At 60.2% G+C, this 16,912-nt stretch carries 13 protein-coding genes and 1 pseudogene; 4 read left to right on the top strand and 10 right to left on the bottom strand.

Going from position 1 to position 16,912, the window contains the following annotated elements:
• Positions 1-73 precede the first annotated feature (73 nt).
• From purH to gcbA, 10 genes and pseudogenes are all read right to left on the bottom strand, one after another.
• Entirely contained in the window at positions 74-1,681 is a 1,608-nt protein-coding gene (gene purH / locus ACM6IN_RS20875; protein WP_007914589.1) for a bifunctional phosphoribosylaminoimidazolecarboxamide formyltransferase/IMP cyclohydrolase, read from the bottom strand.
• A gap of 83 nt (positions 1,682-1,764) precedes the next feature.
• Positions 1,765-2,085, bottom strand: a complete 321-nt coding sequence (gene fis, locus ACM6IN_RS20870) for a DNA-binding transcriptional regulator Fis (RefSeq protein ID WP_003221275.1) — start codon at positions 2,083-2,085, stop codon at positions 1,765-1,767.
• Positions 2,082-3,092, bottom strand: a complete 1,011-nt coding sequence (gene dusB / locus ACM6IN_RS20865; protein WP_007914598.1) for a tRNA dihydrouridine synthase DusB — start codon at positions 3,090-3,092, stop codon at positions 2,082-2,084. Before dusB ends, fis begins: the two co-directional genes overlap by 4 nt.
• Positions 3,093-3,277: 185 nt before the next feature.
• Positions 3,278-4,561, bottom strand: coding sequence for a DUF3426 domain-containing protein (locus tag ACM6IN_RS20860; RefSeq protein WP_007914599.1), 1,284 nt, complete (start codon positions 4,559-4,561; stop codon positions 3,278-3,280).
• A 30-nt stretch (positions 4,562-4,591) separates the two neighbouring features.
• The gene (gene prmA / locus ACM6IN_RS20855) at positions 4,592-5,470 is read right to left on the bottom strand and encodes a 50S ribosomal protein L11 methyltransferase (RefSeq protein ID WP_007914600.1); all 879 of its coding nucleotides are present in this window, start codon (positions 5,468-5,470) and stop codon (positions 4,592-4,594) included.
• 237 nt (positions 5,471-5,707) lie between these two features.
• A complete protein-coding gene (accC, locus tag ACM6IN_RS20850) occupies positions 5,708-7,066 on the bottom strand; it encodes an acetyl-CoA carboxylase biotin carboxylase subunit (RefSeq protein WP_123376932.1) in 1,359 nt (452 codons plus the stop codon).
• A gap of 17 nt (positions 7,067-7,083) precedes the next feature.
• Positions 7,084-7,545 carry an acetyl-CoA carboxylase biotin carboxyl carrier protein gene (gene accB, locus ACM6IN_RS20845; protein ID WP_007914603.1) on the bottom strand — a complete coding sequence of 154 codons (462 nt, stop codon included), beginning with the start codon at positions 7,543-7,545 and terminating at the stop codon, positions 7,084-7,086.
• A 48-nt stretch (positions 7,546-7,593) separates the two neighbouring features.
• The gene (gene aroQ, locus ACM6IN_RS20840) at positions 7,594-8,046 is read right to left on the bottom strand and encodes a type II 3-dehydroquinate dehydratase (RefSeq protein WP_007914604.1); all 453 of its coding nucleotides are present in this window, start codon (positions 8,044-8,046) and stop codon (positions 7,594-7,596) included.
• A gap of 253 nt (positions 8,047-8,299) precedes the next feature.
• Positions 8,300-8,806 (bottom strand): annotated as a pseudogene (locus ACM6IN_RS20835) (methyl-accepting chemotaxis protein); the annotation flags it as partial.
• A 1,491-nt stretch (positions 8,807-10,297) separates the two neighbouring features.
• The gene (gcbA, locus tag ACM6IN_RS20830) at positions 10,298-11,968 is read right to left on the bottom strand and encodes a diguanylate cyclase GcbA (RefSeq protein WP_007914606.1); all 1,671 of its coding nucleotides are present in this window, start codon (positions 11,966-11,968) and stop codon (positions 10,298-10,300) included.
• A gap of 425 nt (positions 11,969-12,393) precedes the next feature.
• Here gcbA and ACM6IN_RS20825 point away from each other — a divergent pair, with 425 nt between their 5' ends.
• The 4 genes from ACM6IN_RS20825 to speA all read left to right on the top strand — a co-directional run bounded on the left by ACM6IN_RS20825 (position 12,394) and on the right by speA (position 16,810).
• Positions 12,394-13,461, top strand: a complete 1,068-nt coding sequence (locus tag ACM6IN_RS20825; RefSeq protein ID WP_007914608.1) for a DUF2333 family protein — start codon at positions 12,394-12,396, stop codon at positions 13,459-13,461.
• A gap of 2 nt (positions 13,462-13,463) precedes the next feature.
• Positions 13,464-14,021 carry an NUDIX hydrolase gene (locus tag ACM6IN_RS20820; RefSeq protein ID WP_007914611.1) on the top strand — a complete coding sequence of 186 codons (558 nt, stop codon included), beginning with the start codon at positions 13,464-13,466 and terminating at the stop codon, positions 14,019-14,021.
• Positions 14,022-14,305: 284 nt separating this feature from the next.
• Entirely contained in the window at positions 14,306-14,677 is a 372-nt protein-coding gene (locus ACM6IN_RS20815; protein ID WP_123448468.1) for a translation initiation factor Sui1, read from the top strand.
• Between the two features lie 219 nt (positions 14,678-14,896).
• Positions 14,897-16,810 (top strand): arginine decarboxylase, encoded by a 1,914-nt coding sequence (gene speA, locus ACM6IN_RS20810; RefSeq protein ID WP_007914615.1) that lies wholly within the window; start codon positions 14,897-14,899, stop codon positions 16,808-16,810.
• Positions 16,811-16,912: the final 102 nt, after the last annotated feature.

Below are 16,912 nucleotides of genomic sequence, written 5' to 3'. Positions count from 1 at the left end.
GCTCTGCGTCCGAGGGACGCGGAGCGTCCCGGGCTGCGTGCCCACGCAGAGCGTGGGTACGATCAAGCAATAATCAGTGACGGAAGTGGCGCATGCCGGTGAACACCATCGCGATACCGGCCTCGTCAGCAGCAGCAATCACTTCAGCATCACGCATCGAGCCACCCGGCTGGATCACCGCAGTGATGCCGACCTTGGCCGCGTTGTCCAGACCGTCACGGAACGGGAAGAACGCGTCCGATGCCATCACCGAACCGGCCACTTGCAGACCGGCGTGCTCAGCCTTGATTGCGGCGATACGTGCCGAGTTTACGCGGCTCATCTGGCCTGCGCCGACACCGATGGTCTGACGGTTCTTGGCATAGACGATGGCGTTGGACTTAACGTACTTGGCGACTTTCCAGGCGAAGATCAGGTCGTGGATCTCCTGTTCGGTCGGCGCACGTTTGGTCACGACTTTCAGGTCATCGGCGCTGATCATGCCGATGTCGCGGCTCTGTACCAGCAGGCCGCCGTTGACGCGCTTGTAGTCCCACGCTGCAGCGCGGTCAGCCGACCACTCGCCGCAGGCCAGCAGACGTACGTTGGCTTTCGCCGCAACAATGGCGCGGGCTTCTTCGCTGACGCTCGGGGCGATGATCACTTCCACGAACTGACGCTCGACGATCGCTTTGGCGGTCTCGGCATCCAGTTCACGGTTGAAGGCAATGATGCCGCCGAACGCAGATTCGGTGTCAGTCGCGTAAGCCAGTTCGTAGGCCTGACGGATACCGCCCTCAGCGTCCGGGCTGACTGCCACGCCGCATGGGTTGGCGTGCTTGACGATCACGCAGGCTGGCTTGACGAAGCTCTTCACGCATTCCAGCGCGGCGTCGGTGTCGGCCACGTTGTTGTACGACAGCTCTTTGCCTTGCAGTTGGGTCGCGGTGGCGATGCCGACTTCGGCAGGCTTGGCTTCCACGTAGAACGCCGCGCTCTGGTGCGGGTTCTCGCCGTAGCGCATTTCCTGGGCCTTGATGAACTGGCTGTTGAAGGTGCGCGGGAATTCGCTGCGGCCTTCAGTGCTCAGGGTTTCAGCGGCCTGGTTCACGGTGCCCATGTAGTTGGCGATCATGCCGTCGTAGGCGGCGGTGTGTTCGAAGGCCTTGAGCATCAGGTCGAAACGCTGAGCGTAGGTCAGGCCACCGGCCTTGAGGCCTTCGAGCACGCTGGCGTAATCGCTGGCATTTACCACGATTGCTACGTCTTTATGGTTTTTCGCTGCCGAACGGACCATGGTCGGGCCGCCGATGTCGATGTTCTCGATGGCGGTCGGCAGGTCGCAGCCTGGCTTGTTGATGGTGGCTTCGAACGGATAGAGGTTAACGGCAACCAGATCGATCGGCTTGATGCCGTGCTCGCTCATGATTGCATCGTCGATACCGCGACGACCGAGGATGCCGCCGTGGATTTTCGGGTGCAGGGTTTTCACCCGACCGTCCATCATCTCGGCGAAACCGGTGTAATCCGCGACTTCCACTGCGGCAACACCGTTGTCGCGCAGCAGCTTGAACGTCCCGCCGGTGGAGAGGATCTCGACGCCCAGGGCTTCAAGCTCCTTGGCGAATTCGAGGATCCCGGTCTTGTCGGAAACGCTGATCAAGGCGCGGCGGATCGGCAGGCGGGTAGTCTGGTCGGTCATCTCAATTTCCATCAAAAGCAAAGGAAGTCAGCAAAAAAGGCGACCGTTTTTTACGCGGGCGCCTTTCTGGTTTGATTGAATGCTTACAGCAGATCGTACTGCTTGAGTTTCTTGCGCAGCGTGCCGCGGTTAAGTCCCAGCAGCTCACTGGCCTTGGTCTGGTTGCCCTTGACGTAGTTCATCACGCTTTCGAGCAGGGGAGCCTCGACTTCGGAGAGCACCAGGTTGTACACATCCGTGACGGACGCGCCCTCAAGGTGGGCGAAATAATTGTGCAGCGCCTTCTCGACACTCCCGCGAAGGGTCTGGCCTTCTTCGCTCGGGGTATTGAGGTGCTGTTTCAAATTCACGTTGTCGCTCACGGGTGCTGTTCCACTCACTAAAGTCTCGGTCATCATCGTCATGCGGCCACCCCTTCTTCGTCCCCTGTCAGGCTCTTGTAATGCTCGGCGAAGAACTCCCGAACATTGGCGCATTGTGTTTCCGTACCATCCAAACGATTGAAGTGGGCGCGAAACTCCCTGGCGCCCGGCAAGGTTGCGAGATACCAGCCCACATGCTTGCGCGCAATGCGCACGCCCATCACGTCCCCATAGAAAGCGTGAAGTGCGGCCAGATGCTCCAGCAGTATGTGTTCCACTTCGATCAGCTCCGGCGCCGGCAATTTCTCGCCGGTACGCAGGAAGTGTTCGATCTCGCGAAAAATCCATGGCCGCCCTTGGGCAGCGCGGCCTACCAACAGGCCATCGGCACCGGTCGCGTCAAGCACGTAACGGGCCTTCTCCGGCGAATCGATATCGCCATTGGCGAACACCGGGATCGACACGGCCTGCTTGATCGCGGCAATCGTGTCGTACTCGGCTTCACCCTTGTACAGATCGGCGCGAGTGCGGCCGTGCACTGCCAGCGCGGTGATCCCGGCCTGCTCGGCGATCTTCGCCACGGTCAGGCCGTTCTTGTTGTCGCGATCCCAGCCGGTGCGGATCTTCAAGGTGACCGGCACATCAACCGCAGCCACAACGGCCTGCAGGATCTCGGTCACCAGTGCTTCATCTTTCAACAACGCGGAACCGGCGGCCTTGTTGCAGACCTTCTTTGCCGGGCAACCCATGTTGATATCAATAATCTGTGCGCCCAGTTCGACGTTGGCCCGCGCTGCGTCCGCCAGCATCTGTGCATCACCACCGGCGATCTGTACCGAGCGTGGCTCGGGATCGCCCTCGTGGATCATGCGCATGCGCGACTTGCGGGTGTTCCACAGGCTCATGTCACTGGTGACCATTTCCGAGACTACAAGCCCTGCGCCCAAACGCTTGCACAGCTGACGAAAGGGCTGATCGGTGACGCCCGCCATCGGGGCGAGAATCAAGCCGTTCTGCAATGTGTATGGGCCGATGCGTACCGCCGACATAGGACTTCCCTGAGGTGGGGCCGGATCATGAGAGTTCGAAAAAGGGTTGGCATGATACCCGCTCTCGATGACTGGATAAAGGCTGAATTGAACAAAATCTGAACAGTTATTCTGTTATCGCCGCCGGTTTGGTCGTGGCTGGCAAAGTCAGAAAACCGCCGTCAATTCGAAAGCCATGCAGGGATTCACTCGGGTGAGTGGAAACTCAGGCTGTAATTCACCGCTTTGGGGCCGGGATCGAGAATATCCAGCGCAATATGGATCGGCGTCTGCGGCGGCATTTCGGCCAGACCTTCGAGATCTCCTCTAAGGTACTCGCCGGGTTTGAAACGACGACTGGCGATCAGGTGACCGTTGAGGTCGGCGAAGCGCAGTTCCAGTAATGGAAAGGGCTGAGAGAACGTCGCGCGGTTATAAATGATCGCGTCGACCACCAGTGCACCGTTGAACTCCGGGTGACTGCGCACCACCAGGTTGCTGCTCTTGATCCGGGCGATGTCGACCTTCGACGGCACCGTGCAGCCGATCTGCGGGCAGATTTGCTGAAACCACGGGCGGTATTGATCCTGTCGAGCCAGTTCATCGAAATGATAGGAAATGTACTGGGCAGCCAGTCCACCTGCCGCCAGCAGGACCAACAACAGCCAAAGCAAGCGGCGTCCCCACGGTGAGCGGCGTTTCTGCCAGTCCAGTTGCAGTGGGTCGTCGGTCAGGTCCTGCAGGACTTCGGCACGTACGCCGGGCTCTGCGCGCTCGCGCTTTTTGCGCAGCGGTTCGATCGATGGCAAATCGTCGTCATCGACCTCGTCGCTGGCCGACAAGCGTTCGCGGCGGGCATTCGGGTCGATCGGGTCGTGCAAGCGCAGATGCGGAATCGCCGGCTCGTCATCCACATCCACCGGTTCCAGCGACAGCGAAGGCTCGGTGCGCTCGGAGGTGAGCGGTTCAATGTCGTCGGCTTGTGGTTCGTCGTCCGGCTCAGGGATCCGCTCATCGGCGGGTTCGCTGAACAGGCTGCCAGGCCACGCGGCATCATCGGGCTCGGGGCTGTCGCGTCGGGCGCTCAGGGACTCTTCGCGCGGGCGGCCGAGTTCGGTGGCGGGCTGGATTTCCCGTTGTTCGAGACGGGCCAGTTCTTCGTCCAGATCGAGGCTGTCGAGATCAAGCGCCGAGGCGCTCCATTGTTTCTGGCTGATGGCACGCGGTGCCGCAGGTTCAATGGCGGGTGGCTCGACAACAGGCGGCGCGGCAATGCTCGGCGACGCCTCGACAGGCAGCTCGGCGAGCGGTGGTGCAACCGGCGTCACCGCGTCCTTGCCGGCGTGTTGTTCCAGCAGCTGTTTGGCGGCGTTGAACACTTGCAGGCAGGAGCCGCAGCGAACCACCCCGCGGGCCACGCTCAATTGAGCATGGCTGACACGGAAACTGGTTTGGCAATGCGGGCACTGGGTGACGAAACTGTCGGTCATGCGGCGATCCGGATTATGCAGGCGGACATATTAGCGCCGACGGCCAGTGATGCGCACCCAGCCATCGCGATTGGCGATCGGGTCGAGATCAAAGTCCTGCGCGTAAGCTGCAGCCACTTCGTCACCCTGCTCAGCGAGGATGCCCGACAGCGCCAGGCGTCCACCGGACTTGACCAGCCCGGACAGTTGCGGCGCCAGCGAAACCAGCGGGCCGGCAAGAATGTTGGCGACCAGCACATCGGCTTGAACTTGCGGCAGATCTTCCGGCAAGTACAGCGGGAACAGCTCATCGGCAATGTTGTTGCGCCCGGCGTTGTCGCGCGAAGCTTCCAGCGCCTGCACGTCGATGTCAGTGCCGACCGCTTCCTTGGCGCCGAGCAGCAGGGCGGCGATCGCCAGAATCCCCGAGCCGCAACCGAAGTCGAGCACGTTGCAGTCTTTCAGGTCCTGACCGTCGAGCCATTCCAGGCAGAGCGCGGTGGTCGGGTGCGTGCCGGTGCCGAAGGCCAGGCCTGGATCGAGCAGCAGGTTGACCGCATCAGGTTCCGGCGCGGCGTGCCAGCTCGGCACGATCCACAGGCGCTGGCCGAAACGCATCGGCTCAAAACCGTCCATCCAGCTGCGTTCCCAGTCCTGGTCTTCGATGACTTCGCTGTGATGCTCGGGCAGCGGGCTGCCGGTCAGCAGTTCCAGATGGGCCAGAACCGGTGCCGGTTCGGTGCCGCCTTCGAACAGCGCCAGCAGGTGCGTGTGCGCCCACAACGGGGTGGTGTTGAGTTCCGGTTCGAAGATCGGCTGATCTTCGGCGTCCATGAAGGTCACCGACACAGCGCCGACTTCAAGGAAAGCGTCTTCGTAGGTTTCGGCTTGTTCCGGGCTGATGGCGAGACGTACTTGCAGCCAAGGCATGGCGGGCACCTTTGAAAAATATTGATTGCAGCCTAGCGGCCGGCGAGAAGCGCGCAAGTTTACGCGAGCGCGCGGCAGAACACGAACATGGTTGAAGATCAAAAGATCGCAGCCTGCGGCAGCTCCTACAGGAGTTCGCATTCCAAGGCAGGAGCTGCCGCAGGCTGCGATCTTTTGACTTTGCAGCAGAAACAACAAAGCCGCCCGAAGGCGGCTTTGTCAGGTGCGGGCTGAAGCTTAGTGCTTCTCGCCAGCCAGCTTGTGCTCGAGGTAGTGAATGTTCACACCACCCTTGCAGAAGCCTTCGTCACGAACCAGATCACGGTGCAGCGGGATGTTGGTCTTGATCCCGTCAACCACGATTTCGTCCAGGGCATTGCGCATGCGGGCCATGGCTTCGTCGCGGGTGGCACCGTAAGTGATCAGCTTGCCGATCAGCGAGTCGTAGTTCGGCGGAACCGCATAGCCACTGTACAGGTGCGAATCGACGCGAACGCCGTTGCCGCCTGGGGCGTGGAAATGCTTGACCGTACCCGGGCTCGGCATGAAGGTTTTCGGGTCTTCAGCGTTGATCCGGCATTCCAGCGAGTGACCGCGGATCACCACATCTTCCTGCGTGAACGACAGCTTGTTGCCAGCGGCGATGCTGAGCATCTCCTTGACGATGTCGATACCGGTGACCATTTCCGAAACCGGGTGCTCCACCTGAACACGGGTGTTCATTTCGATGAAGTAGAAACGGCCGTTCTCGTAGAGGAACTCGAAAGTACCGGCGCCACGGTAGCCGATGTCGATGCACGCCTTGACGCAGCGAGCCAGTACTTCTTCGCGTGCCTTCTCGTCGATGCCCGGTGCCGGCGCTTCTTCGAGAACTTTCTGGTGACGACGTTGCAGCGAGCAATCGCGGTCGCCCAGATGGATCGCATGACCCTGGCCGTCGGACAGCACTTGCACTTCGACGTGACGCGGGTTGGTGAGGAATTTTTCCAGATACACCATCGGGTTGCCGAACGCCGCGCCAGCTTCGGTGCGGGTCAGTTTGGCGAAGGCGATCAGGTCTTCTTCCTTGTGCACCACACGCATGCCGCGACCACCACCGCCGCCAGCGGCTTTGATGATCACCGGGTAGCCGACTTCACGACCGATGCGCAGCGCCGTTTCTTCGTCTTCCGGCAGTGGGCCGTCGGAACCTGGAACGGTTGGCACCCCTGCTTCGATCATCGCGTGCTTGGCCGAAACCTTGTCGCCCATCAGGCGGATGGTTTCGGCTTTCGGGCCGATGAAAGCGAAGCCGGAGTTCTCGACCTGCTCGGCAAAATCGGCGTTTTCCGCGAGGAAACCGTAGCCTGGGTGAATGGCGGTAGCGCCAGTCACTTCAGCGGCAGCGATGATGGCCGGGATGTGCAGGTAAGAGTGCGCGGCAGAAGCCGGGCCGATGCAGACGGATTCGTCTGCCAGACCCAGGTGCATCAGCTCTTTGTCGGCCTTGGAGTAAACGGCGACGGTCTTGATGCCCATCTCTTTGCAGGCACGCAGAATCCGCAGGGCGATCTCACCGCGGTTAGCGATCAGAACTTTTTCCAACTTCGCAGTCATCAAAGGCTCTCCGCAGTTCAAACGATGGTGAACAGCGGTTGGTCGTACTCAACCGGCTGGCCGTCTTCGACGAGGATGGACTCGATCACACCGCTGGTTTCAGCTTCGATGTGGTTCATCATCTTCATGGCTTCGACGATGCACAGAGTGTCGCCTTTCTTCACGGTCTGGCCGACTTCAACGAAGGACGGCGAGGTTGGCGAAGATTTACGGTAGAACGTGCCGACCATCGGCGAACGGGCAACGGTGCCGTTCAGCGCTGGAGCAGCAGCGGCAGCCGGGGCGGCGGCAGCCACCGGAGCAGCAGCAACAGGTGCGGCAGCCGGCGCTTGCATCGGCGCCGGCGCGTAGTACTGCTGAGCCGGGGTCTTGCTGTGACGGCTGATGCGTACGGACTCTTCGCCTTCCTTGATCTCGAGCTCGTCGATGCCGGACTCTTCCAGCAATTCGATCAGTTTCTTAACTTTACGGATATCCATGAATCATCAACTCCCAAGGGTCGGTCAGGGGCGCTTAACGCTTGTAGTTCAAGTCGTTGCCTGTGTTTCAAGCTGTTCTAGTGCAGCCTCCAGGGCCAGTCGGTAACCGCTGGCGCCAAGGCCGCAGATCACTCCCACCGCTACATCGGAGAAGTAAGAGTGATGGCGGAAAGGTTCGCGTTTGTGCACGTTGGACAAATGCACTTCGATGAATGGGATGCTCACTCCCAGCAACGCGTCACGTAATGCGACACTTGTATGCGTAAAAGCCGCCGGATTGATCAGAATGAAATCGACGCCTTCGCCGCGCGCAGCGTGGATGCGGTCGATCAATTCGTACTCGGCATTGCTTTGCAGATACAGCAGATGATGGCCGGCTTCACGGGCGCGGCGCTCCAGATCCTGATTGATCTGCGCCAGGGTCGTTGAACCGTAAGTGCCGGGTTCGCGGGTGCCGAGCAGGTTCAGGTTGGGGCCGTGCAGCACCAGGAGGGTTGCCATCTGCGTAGTCCTTGTTATGAGTGAGCAATCGTCAGAACCCGGCGACTATGCCGCAAAGACTTTGTGACTGTCCAGTTCTATGCAATAGCCAGCACGATGGCCGATGTTTGCGCGAAATATGTGACCAAGTGATTTGATCCGGTCATTTCTGCAAGATAGGCGGTGATGCAAATGACGCTATCGCGAGCAGGCTCACTCCTACAGTTGGAATGCGTTCCCTTGTAGGAGTGAGCCTGCTCGCGATAGCGGTCTATCAGACCCGAAAGGCCTGAACGGCTGTATGCAGTTGCCCGCCAAGAACCAGCAAGTTCTCGCCCTGTTCGCGCCCACGGCCGATACGCACCAGGTTATCCCCACCCAACTGATGAATCCGCTCACTGTGATCGCGAATCTCGCTGACAGCGCCGCTCTGTTGCGCAGTGACATCGGCAATGCGAATCGCCGTCTCGGAGATGGTCTGGATCGCGCCGACGATTTTATCCAGCGCACCATCCGCTGCTTGCGCCTGGTTGGCTGTGGCTTCGGCGTGTTCGACCTGTGCGCGCATGCCTTCGACCGATTGCCGCGCCGCTGTTTGCAGGCCGGCGATCAGCGTCTGAATTTCCGCTGTAGCACCGGCGGTGCGTTGTGCCAGCGAGCGCACTTCCTCGGCCACCACGGCAAAACCACGGCCCATTTCCCCGGCGCGCGCCGCTTCAATCGCCGCGTTCAGCGCCAGCAGGTTGGTCTGGTCGGCAATCGAGCGGATCACCGTCAACACGCCGCCAATGGTTGCCGACTCTTCGGCCAAATGCTCGATCATCTGCGCGTTGCCCTGAACTTCACCGACCAGCGCGTGCAGGCCGGTCAGGCTCTGGCCGATCACGGTCTGGCCATGCACAACGGCCAGTCCGGCGTGACGGCTGGCCTCTGCTGCCTGTTGCGCATCACCGGCAACTTGCTGGATTGTCGCTTCAAGTTCGCCGAGGGAATCGCGGATCAGCGCGGTATCGCCGGCCTGATGTTCAGCCCCGCTGTGCAAGTCGTTGCTCAGTTCGGCGAGGGTGCGGCTGCTGCCCGCGACTTGTTCGGCGTTGCCACGAATCGTCCCGACCAGATCCACCAGATAGGCACGCAAGCGGTTTAGCGAGGCTTCGATGTCGTGCAGTTCGCGGTTGGTCTTGCCCAACTGAATATCGCGGCTGAAATCGCCTTCGGCCCAGGTCGAAAGCGCCGGCGCCAGATTGGTCAGGGTGCGCGAGAGCCGGCGCTGCAAGGTATCGATCAGCAACGCGATCAGCAGAATCAGGCCGATCATCACGCCTTGCATCAAGCGCACTTCGCCTTGGATCTGGCCGTGCTGGGCGCGTACCACCGGCTCTAGTCCGGCGATGGCTTGCTGTACGGCGGCGATTTTCTGGTGAGTGGCGGCGCTGAGGTCGGCGCGTTTCTGGATCTGGTCGCGAGTGCGCGCAAGCTCCGCCGGGTAGCGGGCCAACAAACTGTTGAGTTCACGCTTGAGGCCGACCCCGACATCTTCGGCGACGGTTTTTTCACTGTTCTCGATGCCCATCATCGCCGCGAAGTCGTCGCTGCCCGATTCATTGTTGGCGACGACGCCGAGCAGCGGCAGGGCATCAAGCGCTTGAGCCTGCGAGCGAATACTGGTGACTTCGCGCTCAACATCGGCCGCCAGTTCGCTGCGCCCGCTGCTGACCAGTTTGCCCCGCGCCAGTGACAGTTTGCCCAAGTGCTGAGAGGCGATGAGCAACGGCGCCAGATAAGCCGGATTACCGTTGGCGTAGGTGCTGAACTGATCGAGGCTGGCGCTCAATTCGCGCTCGGCCTGCAATAGCAACGCCTGCGGATCACCCGCCAGTTTGCCGGCCGCGAGCAAGTCGGTTTTGCTGAACTCATCCAGGTCCGACAGGCTCGGGCGCAGCGTTTCAGCCAGCGCCGGCGGCAACTCATCGAGTTCTTTGCGCAGGCTATCGATGGCCTGGCTGGCGCTGCTCAGGCGCAGGGCATCACCGCTGCCGAGGTAGTCCTCAACGTTGCGTGCCACCTCGTTCTGAAATTGTTGCGACAGCCCAAGATAACGCTCCATCAACAGATACGGGCGTTCGAGGGCTTTTTGCGACCACCACAGCGTAGCGCCGAGTGCCAGGCACACGGCGACCAGCAGCAGCGTATTGAGATTGGTGAGCAACTTCAGGCGCATGACGGCTACCAACGGCAGAAATGGTAAGCGCCTGAATTTATTGCGGTTCTGTTACAGGGTTATGACCGAATCAGTGGAATCTGATGAAAAAGTGGCACTTTGCTTTGAGTCGCGCGCGGTCTGCACCCGGTTGCGCCCGGCCCCCTTGGCCCGGTACAGCGCTTCGTCGGCCTGACTGGCCATCATCAGGCTGTCGCAGTCATCGTGCATTTCCACCACGCCGGCACTGAAGGTGCACCACAAATCCTGCGGCTGCGCCGGATAATGGATTTCGGCGAAGCGCTGGCGGATTTCGTCGAGCACTTTGTGCGCGGCTTCTATATCAGTGTCGGGCATGACGATGGCGAATTCTTCGCCGCCGTATCGGCCAATGAAATCGGTTTTGCGCAAACGCTGCTTGAGAAACAGCGCGAGGCTCTTGATCACACGGTCGCCCATCGGGTGGCCGTGACTGTCGTTGACCCGTTTGAAGTGGTCGATGTCGAGCATGGCAAAGCTCAGCGGCTTGTTCTCGCGGCGGGCGCGGAATGAGCAATCCTCGAGCAGTTGCAGAATATGCGTGTGGTTGTACAGGCCGGTAAGGCTGTCGCGGACCATCCGTGCTTTCAGATTGCGCGCGCGGGCGGCGCGGTTGCGCACGGTAGTGATCAGGTGGCGCGGCTTGATCGGTTTGGTCAGGAAGTCATCGCCGCCTTCGCTCATGGCGTCGAGTTGCTTGTCCAGATCGTCTTCGGCCGACAGATAAATGATCGGCACGCTGACGTAGCGATCATTGTGGCGAATCACTTTGGCCAGTTCGGTGCCGGTGCAGGCCGGCATGTACATGTCGAGGATGATCAGGTCCGGCTGGAAATCTGCCAGTTCGGCCATCGCCTGAATCGGTTCGATCAAGGTGCGCGTGACGATGCCGGCGCTGTTGAGCAGGCGTTCGGTGTGCAGGGCCTGCGCACGCGAGTCGTCGATGATCAACACTTTATAAGGTTCGTATTGGGCGACGCAGGTGAGGACTTCGATCTTTTCCAGCAGGCTCGACGCTTCGAGAGTGCCGGTGAGGAATTCCTGGCCACCGGCACGCACGGCGGCGAGACGCGTCGGTGTGTCGGTTTCGTGCAGGCTGAAGAACAGCAGCGGCAGCGGTTCTTCCAGGCCAACCTGGGCTTCGGCGGCGAGCTTCAGGCCGATGCCGGCGCCGCTGAAATCCACGTCCATGACGATCGCTGCTGGCAGACGCTCGACCATTGAGGAGCGAAAGGCTGAAACACTGTCCAGCGCCTGCGCGCTCAGGCCGAAAAATTCCAGTTGCTTGGCCAGCCGCTCGGCGCGGTCGTAGTCCTGCAGCATTACGTAGATCGGTTTGCGCAGGGGCGGCAAAAAAGTCTGGTCGAGTTGGTCGCCATGGCGCAGGCCGGTACGCGACAAGCGCTGCATCAAGCGATTGAGGTCGGTGATCAGGCCGCTGCTCAGGCGTCCGCGGTTGGCGTCCACCGCTTCCAGCGACTGGCTGATGTGCCGCGCCAGTTGAGTGTGTTCGGGCTGTTCGAAGCGCTCGGCAAAACGCAGCAGGCGCAGGTTGGCCTCGCTCAGTTCGGCGAGGTCGACAGTGGACCACTCACTGCGTTGCAGGCGCTGCCATATCTCAAGAATCTGACGTGCCTGATGAATTACCCGCTGGGCAAAGTGGTGCTTGAGACGCTCACGGCTGGGGTCTTCTGGCTCGGTCATATCCTGACTACTAGTTAGGCTGCATGCTGAGATCGACTGGTGGCTCTATGCTAGCACCTCTTTTCCCTTACACGAGTGTCGTACGTCAATAATCTGCAATGCGTCACCATTCAGTTTCTGACCGGGCGGTTTTGTTTTTGACCTTGGCGTCTGACAAGTCCCCGTAGACCGGGCACTCCCTGACTAAACAGGGTGATCAGGATGACCACGCTGTCGTGCTTTTACCCGAGCGCTGAGTGACCTTTGCGATGGTTTTCAAGCCAATGGGCTGAAGCGTGGGCATCGGGGATTCCCTTAGTCATCGTCGAAGCGTCATTCGGCCATACGAATTGCGGCTTATCTTTACGCGCGGGTGCCCGGCCTTGGCACGTTGTTGTATGGTTGTGGTCGAACCGTTGAACCCAAGTGATTGAAAGGATATCGCCATGCTGGACTGGAAAAACCGCGCGGGCAGCGCGCCTGAACGTGCCGCCGAGCCCAAGTCGGCCGCCCGCAGCTATGTCGGTGGGGTGCTGTTCAGCCGAGCTTTGGCCACGCTGATCGGCCTCTATCTGCTGGTGACCATTGGCCTGGGCTGGTACTGGAGCCAGGAGCCGGCGTTGTTTCCGGTCGCACAAAATGCGCAAGTGGCTGCCGAGAAAGAAGGCAAGCAGATGGTGATCGGCTACACCACCGTCGAAACCTTGAAGACCGTTGCCGGCACCTTGCTCAACAAGCCGGGCGGCTACATTTCCAACGACCGCTTCCCGCCGGGCCTGTGGATGGACAACACGCCAAGCTGGGAATACGGCGTTCTGGTGCAGGTGCGTGACCTGACCCGGGCTCTGCGTAAAGACTTTGCCCGTTCGCAATCGCAGTCGGCGGAAGATGCCGATCTGGCCAAGGCCGAGCCGCGTTTCAACTTCGACAACAAAAGCTGGATCCTGCCGTCGAGTGAGTCGGAATATCAGGAAGGCATCAACTCGCTGAGCCGCTATCAGGCTCGCCTGTCTGATCCAACCCAGAAAAACGCGCTGTTCTATGCCCGCGCCGACAACCTGAACAACTGGCTGGGCGATGTCGGCACCCGTCTCGGTTCGCTGTCGCAACGCCTGTCGGCCAGCGTTGGCCGGGTCAAACTCAATACCGCGCTGAAAACCGAAGTGCCGGCGATCGGCGAAGTACCACAGGTTGACGAAGAAGTCGTCGAGACTCCATGGATGCAGATCGACAACGTGTTCTACGAAGCGCGTGGTCAGGCCTGGGCGCTGTCGCACCTGCTGCGCGCCATCGAGGTCGACTTCGCCGATGTGCTGGCGAAGAAGAATGCCACGGTCAGCGTGCGTCAGATCATCCGTGAACTGGAAGCCTCGCAGGAACCGGTCTGGAGTCCTATGATTCTTAACGGAAGCGGCTTCGGCGTCCTCGCCAACCACTCGCTGGTCATGGCCAACTATATTTCCCGTGCCAACGCCGCTGTGATCGATTTGCGTCAACTGCTCAATCAGGGCTGATTATGAGTCAGAACGCCAAAGAGGCGGCCCATCGCGCCGCCTCGGATGCCGAACAGATCGCCTGGGTCGACGAGCAGGACAACCTGCTCGGCGCGCTCGTCCGTGCCGATCTGCGCGAGCGTGGGCTGATTGGTCGAGGCACCTACATCATGTTGTTCAATTCTGCCGGTGAGCTTTGCGTGCACCGGCGCACCTTGAGCAAGGCGATTTATCCCGGCTACTGGGATGTCGCGGCGGGCGGCATGGTGCAGGCGGACGAGACCTACGCCGAGTCGGCGGCCCGTGAGCTGGAAGAAGAATTGGGTGTCAGCGGCGTAGAGTTGACGGCCCATGACCATTTCTACTTCGAAGACACTGGCAATCGTCTGTGGTGTTCGGCGTTTTCTGCCGTGTGGGACGGCCCGTTGAACCTGCAACCTGAAGAAGTGCTGGAAGCGCGCTTTATTCCAGTCGATCAGGTCATGCGGGAAATCGAGCAGAAGCCTTATTGCCCGGACTCTCTGGCCGCTTTGAAGCGCTATCTGAAGGCGCAGCAAAGCGACGTCGCAAAGAACACATAAATTGGCGCCGATTGGCACTTAGCAATCGGGATTTTTGCCGTTACACTGCGCGACCTTTTCAAGCTGCGCCGCGAGTGCTTTTTGTAGGAGCTGCCGCAGGCTGCGATCTTTTGATTTTTTGTTTTGGCGTCGAAATCAAAAGATCGCAGCCTCGTTTCACTCGACAGCTCCTACATTTGGCGCTTTATCGGTGCAGTAGCGCTGCCCCTGCCTGAGTGGGGCTTCGCGGTCGATGACCTTGCCCAAGGTCGCGATCAGTCTTTGTCCTCCCAAGAGGATTGCCGGTGGCCAAAAAAGCCGCATCCTTCGCCGCCCTTGGTGGCCTGGTATTTTCCACCGACGCAGGTCGTCATTGCCCGGAATGCAGTAAGCCGGTAGACGCCTGTATCTGCAAACAAACCGCGATCCCGGCCGGTGACGGCATTGCCCGCGTGCGTCGCGAGAGCAAGGGCCGTGGCGGCAAGACGGTGACCACCATCACCGGCGTGCCACTGGCCGAAGACGCGCTCAAAGAGTTGGCGACAACGTTGAAGAAACGTTGCGGCACTGGCGGGGCGTTGAAAGACGGCATCATCGAAATCCAGGGCGATCATGTCGAGCTACTCTTGGCTGAGCTGATCAAGCACGGTTTCAAAGCGAAGAAGTCCGGCGGCTAGCAGCCTCTGTGAAATCCATCTGCGGCTTGATCCGGCGCTGAAACACTTCAGATCCGGCGTCGTCTCCATGGTTTTCACAGAGCCTGTTCATGACCGGTTTCTAAACTCCACGCAGTCAGTGAGGTCTACCGCCGCACTGACGAACCGTCATTTTCATTCTTTAGACTGCGCCGGCCTGCGATCAGGCGACGCACTATGACTTCTTTATAGGGGACTTCGATGTCCGTACGACGCACACGCAAAGACGATGGCAGCCAATGGACAGTTGCGGACAGCCGCAGTGTTTACGGGATTCGCCATTGGGGGGCCGGGTATTTCGCGATCAATGACGCCGGTCGCGTCGAAGTTCGTCCGAACGGCCCGAGCAGCTCGCCTATCGACCTGTTCGAGCAAGTCGACCAACTGCGCAAGAGCGGTTTGTCTTTGCCGTTGCTGGTCCGTTTTCCCGACATCCTGCAAGACCGTGTCCGCCAGTTGACCGGCGCCTTCGATGCCAACATCGAGCGTCTGGAATACCAGAGCAAGTACACCGCGCTGTACCCGATCAAGGTTAACCAGCAAGAAGCGGTGATCGAGAACATCATTGCCACCCAGGACGTGTCCATCGGCCTGGAAGCCGGCTCCAAGCCTGAGCTGCTGGCCGTGCTGGCGCTGGCCCCGAAGGGCGGCACCATCGTCTGCAACGGTTACAAGGATCGTGAGTTCATCCGTCTGGCGCTGATGGGTCAGAAGCTCGGTCACAACGTGTTCATCGTCATCGAGAAAGAATCCGAAGTCGGTCTGGTGATCGAAGAAGCTGCCTCGCTGAAGGTCAAGCCACAGGTCGGCCTGCGCGTGCGTCTGTCGTCGCTGGCGTCGTCGAAGTGGGCGGACACCGGTGGCGAAAAATCCAAGTTCGGTCTGTCGGCGGCGCAACTGCTGTCGGTGGTCGAGCGTTTCCGCGCGGCCGGTCTCGATCAGGGCATCCGTCTGCTGCACTTCCACATGGGTTCGCAGATCGCCAACCTGGCCGACTACCAGCACGGCTTCAAGGAAGCGATCCGTTACTACGGCGAGCTGCGCAACCTCGGTCTGCCGGTTGATCACATCGACGTCGGTGGTGGTCTCGGTGTCGACTACGACGGCACGCACTCGCGCAACGCCAGCTCGATCAACTACGACATGGACGATTACGCCGGTGTCGTGGTCGGCATGCTCAAGGAGTTCTGCGACGCGCAGGCGTTGCCGCACCCGCACATCTTCTCCGAGAGCGGCCGCTCGCTGACCGCGCACCACGCGATGCTGGTCGTGCAGGTCACCGACGTCGAGAAGCACAACGACGAAATCCCGCAGATCGAAAACAAGGAAGCGCTGCCGGAAACCGTGCAGTGGCTGGTTGATCTGCTCGGCCCGACCGACATCGAAATGGTCACCGAAACCTACTGGCGTGCCACGCACTACATGAGCGATGTGGCTGCGCAGTACGCCGACGGCAAACTGACCCTGGCTGAAAAAGCCCTGGCCGAGCAGTGCTACTTCGCTGTCTGCCGTCGCCTGCACAACTCGCTGAAAGCGCGTCAGCGTTCGCACCGTCAGGTGCTCGACGAACTCAACGACAAACTGGCCGACAAGTACATCTGCAACTTCTCGGTATTCCAGAGCCTGCCGGACACCTGGGCGATCGATCAGGTCCTGCCGATCATCCCGCTGCACCGTCTCGACGAAGAGCCGCTGCGCCGCGCGGTGTTGCAGGATCTGACCTGCGATTCCGACGGCAAGATCAACCAGTACGTCGACGAGCAGAGCATCGAAACCAGCCTGCCAGTACACGGTTTGAATGAAGGCGAAGACTACCTGCTGGGCGTATTCCTGGTTGGCGCCTATCAGGAAATCCTTGGCGACATGCACAACCTGTTCGGTGACACCGACTCGGTGAACATCTACCAGAACGCCGATGGCAGCGTGTACCACGCCGGCATCGAGACCCACGACACCATCGAAGACATGCTGCGTTACGTGCACTTGTCGCCGGAAGAACTGATGACTCACTACCGCGACAAGTGCGCCAGTGCCCGCATCAGTGCCAGCGAGCGCACGCAATTTCTCGATGCCTTGCGTCTGGGCCTGACCCGTTCCTCCTACCTGTCCTCCTGACGCCAGGTGGCGATCTCGCCGGGTTGTCCGAATTTTTTCCGAAAGTGGTGGAAAATTCGCATGACCCGGTGGGATATCTCCCAAAATCTTCGCGAAATGCTT

Origin of the sequence: Pseudomonas sp. IT-P395, assembly GCF_949767675.1 — a bacterium.
In the GTDB taxonomy this organism is placed as follows: domain Bacteria; phylum Pseudomonadota; class Gammaproteobacteria; order Pseudomonadales; family Pseudomonadaceae; genus Aquipseudomonas.
The sequence above is the reverse complement of the archived record's forward strand: the minus strand, read 5'-3'. Positions and strand labels throughout refer to the sequence as shown.

Excerpts from the sequence above, each read along its gene's own strand:
- speA (WP_007914615.1), top strand. The coding sequence starts at position 14,897 with ATGTCCGTACGACGCACACGCAAAGACGATGGCAGCCAATGGACAGTT.
- fis (WP_003221275.1), bottom strand. The coding sequence starts at position 2,085 with ATGACGATGATGACCGAGACTTTAGTGAGTGGAACAGCACCCGTGAGC.
- accB (WP_007914603.1), bottom strand. The coding sequence starts at position 7,545 with ATGGATATCCGTAAAGTTAAGAAACTGATCGAATTGCTGGAAGAGTCC.
- purH (WP_007914589.1), bottom strand. The coding sequence starts at position 1,681 with ATGACCGACCAGACTACCCGCCTGCCGATCCGCCGCGCCTTGATCAGC.
- ACM6IN_RS20820 (WP_007914611.1), top strand. The coding sequence starts at position 13,464 with ATGAGTCAGAACGCCAAAGAGGCGGCCCATCGCGCCGCCTCGGATGCC.
- prmA (WP_007914600.1), bottom strand. The coding sequence starts at position 5,470 with ATGCCTTGGCTGCAAGTACGTCTCGCCATCAGCCCGGAACAAGCCGAA.
- ACM6IN_RS20860 (WP_007914599.1), bottom strand. The coding sequence starts at position 4,561 with ATGACCGACAGTTTCGTCACCCAGTGCCCGCATTGCCAAACCAGTTTC.
- ACM6IN_RS20825 (WP_007914608.1), top strand. The coding sequence starts at position 12,394 with ATGCTGGACTGGAAAAACCGCGCGGGCAGCGCGCCTGAACGTGCCGCC.
- accC (WP_123376932.1), bottom strand. The coding sequence starts at position 7,066 with ATGACTGCGAAGTTGGAAAAAGTTCTGATCGCTAACCGCGGTGAGATC.
- gcbA (WP_007914606.1), bottom strand. The coding sequence starts at position 11,968 with ATGACCGAGCCAGAAGACCCCAGCCGTGAGCGTCTCAAGCACCACTTT.
- dusB (WP_007914598.1), bottom strand. The coding sequence starts at position 3,092 with ATGTCGGCGGTACGCATCGGCCCATACACATTGCAGAACGGCTTGATT.
- aroQ (WP_007914604.1), bottom strand. The coding sequence starts at position 8,046 with ATGGCAACCCTCCTGGTGCTGCACGGCCCCAACCTGAACCTGCTCGGC.